We start from the raw sequence: 3,255 nt of genomic DNA on the forward strand, positions 1-3,255 counted from the left end.
AGCCTGACGCACAGCAGCCTGGACAGCGAGGACGTCGCCGTAAGTACGGTAAACGCTTGGGATCGGTGACCGAGATGGCTGCCGAGGTTCGGCAACAGGCCAAGACTTATACCGTCAACCTTTATAGGGGTTCTAACCGCAAACCCTCGTAATTTTCCTAAAGTTAATAAAATCAACCAGTTAAAAACGCATGAATATTCAAAAATCATTTTCTATCTAATTGATTTTTAAAGATATGGAAAAATTCCGCGGTTTAGGGCGCACAACCCCCATTTGTGTTAATATTGGAAATTCTTGAAATATCCAGAAACAAGGAATATTTACTTTATGACTCAATTTGATGCACAAGACATTCGCATTAAGGAAATTGTCGGCGATGACGATGAAGAAGAAGAAATTGACTTCGAAGGCTGTGTTGATAAATTCTACAATCACCTCAAAGCATCATTACAGCTTCCGTGTAATGTAACTGGAATCGAAGACTTCCGTTGGGAAGAACGCTATGTAATCGGTCCTGGTAATCGCAAGGAATACGAACAACTTCGTAAAAACCAACCTTCGTATAAAGACATTTTTGAGTTACTTTCTATTGAAAGAGAATCAATTTCCGAGTGGATGATGTATGGTTACGAAGATATAACTGGTCTGGTACGACGAACATCTGATGGTAAAGAGTTCTATCTTGGTCTTGCGGAAATCAAAGCGATTGATGAAAAATCAGTCAATTATCAACTATTGGATGATTACGCAGTGTGGTTCGTTAACAGTCGATAAGAGACATTAGGCAGTCCGTATCGAAATGTCTAGTCGGCGTTACGCTGGAGTTAAACAACCCGGGGTCAGCTTAAACGACTTATTAGCTGTTAGCTGCTTTATTCCGCTTTGGGCGGCTTTACCTGCGATGGCATTGGAGGTGGATTTGTTGCTGGTCGCAAGCCCTTTTCCTCAGTAAGGGGGATGGGTCTTTGCTTGACCGGTTGCGGTTGGGGTGGTTTTCTATCTTGGGTCATATAGTCTCCTATGCGTAAAAATTATTAAGGTATTCAGTTGCTGATGCTTCAGCTTGTGCGTGTAACTTACTGTTAGTTGGTATTGTTATCTGAATATTCTTTTTGAGTGATTTTTGTTTGGCGGACCTAATTTCAAAACGAGCTTTATTTATTTCAGTAGCTGTAAACTTTCCATCAGCAATTGCGTGCCACTTGAATTCAGCTTGAATCATTAACTCATCAAGTTCATGCAAAAGCGACGTATACTCTTTAATTCTGCTCTTGTATGGCAAAAATTGATTAATAGCTGACGTTACTTGCGAGAACGCAATAATGCTCGCCCATATCCATGAAAATTGGTTCCAAATTGCCCATGCGCCTATACTTGAGCTAGAGGCTATTGCAAGAACAACCTTTATAATCCTATCTATCTTCTCTGCTTTTTCAAGTTGCAGCTCTATAAAATTTATATGCGTTTTTAACTGATGAAGTTCTTTCCAGTATTGTTCCTGCACCATGTTTTTGGACTCCATTACAACCTAACCTTATGTTGGACGAAGCCGCTATCGCGGAGAACCTGTGCCGAACAGCCACGCGATAATGGCTATTTTTACCCATCCCCTCGAAAAGGTAAAAGTTTGATATTTTATAAATATAATTATATATGAACACATTGTTTTAGTTACGTTTTTACCATAAAACAATTTTTTAACTAAAGCTAAATTTGTTGAATATAGATTTTTGTTGTCGTGCAATAACTTGTCAATGATGTATGGATATTGCACTATTGCGTATTCTGATTAATTTGAACACCAATTCTGGCCGAACTTGAACACCTAAAACCTAACGCATCGATGGAAGTGAGTTTTTACTCTACGTGTTCAACTTGGGTCAAGGAATTCATTTTTTTTCGCATCGATTCTCCTTGTAAATTGATCCGGTGGGCGTTGTGCATCAGCCGATCTAAAATCGCATCGGCTAAAGTATTATCACCAATCGCGTCATACCATTGTTCTGTCGGCAATTGGCTGATAATGAGGGTTGCCGATTGTTCATAACGGTCATCCATTATTTCCATCAAGTCATTTCTAGTGGCGGCAGTTAAAGGCTCAAGCCCCCAATCATCAATAATCAGCACATCCAGACTGGCGATGGCTTTTAGCAATTTACTGTAGCTACCGTCGGCCTTGGCCTGTGTCAATGCGAGAACCAGGCGTGGAAGCCGGTAATATCTGACGCTGTAGCCTTTCAGACAGGCTTGATGACCGAGTGCGCAAGCAATATAGGTTTTGCCCGTGCCGCAGGGGCCGGTCAGCAACAGGTTCTGGGCTTTCTTTAACCAGTCACACATCAGCAGCGACGCCATTTGTGACTGCTGAAGGCCTCTACTACTCTGATAATCAATGTCTTTGGCATGCGCCTTGAGTTTGAATTGCGCAGCGCGTGTCAATCGATCCTGTTTTCGCTGATTACGGGCCTGGTCTTCGTGATCGACTAAGAATTGCAGGCGTTCCGCAAAAGCTAAGCCTTCATAGGTGCCAGGTTGATCCAGCTGGGTTTGCAGCGCAGAGGCCATGCCGGTTAGTTTCAGTTGGCGTAGTTGGCTGAGGGTGATTTCAATCATGATAATGTCCTGTATTTAGATTTTAAAAGAAAAGGTGAGCAAGCAGAGTCTTCTGTAAGTAAACCCTGCTCGCTCAACGCTTTAAAGTGTTAAGGGTTAGTGGAAACTCTTTGCGCCACGAATGTTTTCATGGTCTTGAGGTAATAACGAAAGCTGTACCGGCGACGTATCAGGCAGCTTATCCCTGTTGCTTACCAAAATGGCTTTGACGTTTTTTAACTGGAACAGGGATTCTTTGTTGGCGAGCGCACAGGCTTTATTTAAACGCTCGGAGGCATAACTACGGTTAACCCAAGCAGACGCGGTAAGCCTGCTCTGGATGCTCCTTACGCTGTAACTGGCCCTTTACCCACACCAGCACCTCAGGCCCTATCGATTGCGCCCAGTTCATTAACCGTCCTGGCGTCCATTGCTGATGCTGAGCATGCTGTTCCGGCATATGCCCTGGCTCGGTGGTCATGCCTGGATAATATTTCCGAACATGAGTGGCGATGCGTTGGTGGTGAAAATAGATTTCAATCAGTTTGTCACCGGCATGCAGCTCCACCTGTTCGCCCACACAGTGATGCGGCACCGAGTACAGATGCTGGTCGTAGATCAGGTGATAATCGATATTGACGCGGGCATTTTTGATGTCGGTGT

At 43.4% G+C, this 3,255-nt stretch carries 4 protein-coding genes; 1 reads left to right on the forward strand and 3 read right to left on the reverse strand.

The window, feature by feature from the left end:
* The first annotated feature begins 327 nt into the window (after positions 1 to 327).
* The gene (locus tag RW114_RS20200) at positions 328 to 774 is read left to right on the forward strand and encodes a hypothetical protein (RefSeq protein ID WP_340124531.1); all 447 of its coding nucleotides are present in this window, start codon (positions 328 to 330) and stop codon (positions 772 to 774) included.
* A gap of 244 nt (positions 775 to 1,018) precedes the next feature.
* On the opposite strand, the gene RW114_RS20205 is transcribed toward RW114_RS20200, so the two are convergent.
* From RW114_RS20205 to RW114_RS20215, 3 genes are all read right to left on the reverse strand, one after another.
* Positions 1,019 to 1,507 carry a hypothetical protein gene (locus RW114_RS20205; RefSeq protein WP_340124532.1) on the reverse strand — a complete coding sequence of 163 codons (489 nt, stop codon included), beginning with the start codon at positions 1,505 to 1,507 and terminating at the stop codon, positions 1,019 to 1,021.
* Positions 1,508 to 1,857: 350 nt separating this feature from the next.
* Positions 1,858 to 2,616: an IS21-like element helper ATPase IstB gene (istB, locus tag RW114_RS20210; RefSeq protein WP_340124533.1), complete on the reverse strand. Its 759-nt coding sequence runs from the start codon at positions 2,614 to 2,616 to the stop codon at positions 1,858 to 1,860.
* 283 nt (positions 2,617 to 2,899) lie between these two features.
* A partial coding sequence (locus RW114_RS20215; protein ID WP_422614853.1) for a Mu transposase domain-containing protein occupies positions 2,900 to 3,255 on the reverse strand: 356 nt, incomplete at its 5' end.

This window comes from Methylobacter svalbardensis, from assembly GCF_037671525.1.
Lineage (GTDB): Bacteria > Pseudomonadota > Gammaproteobacteria > Methylococcales > Methylomonadaceae > Methylobacter_A > Methylobacter_A svalbardensis.

Coding starts and splice junctions, on each gene's coding strand:
- RW114_RS20200 (WP_340124531.1), top strand. CDS start 328: ATGACTCAATTTGATGCACAAGACATTCGCATTAAGGAAATTGTCGGC.
- RW114_RS20205 (WP_340124532.1), bottom strand. CDS start 1,507: ATGGTGCAGGAACAATACTGGAAAGAACTTCATCAGTTAAAAACGCAT.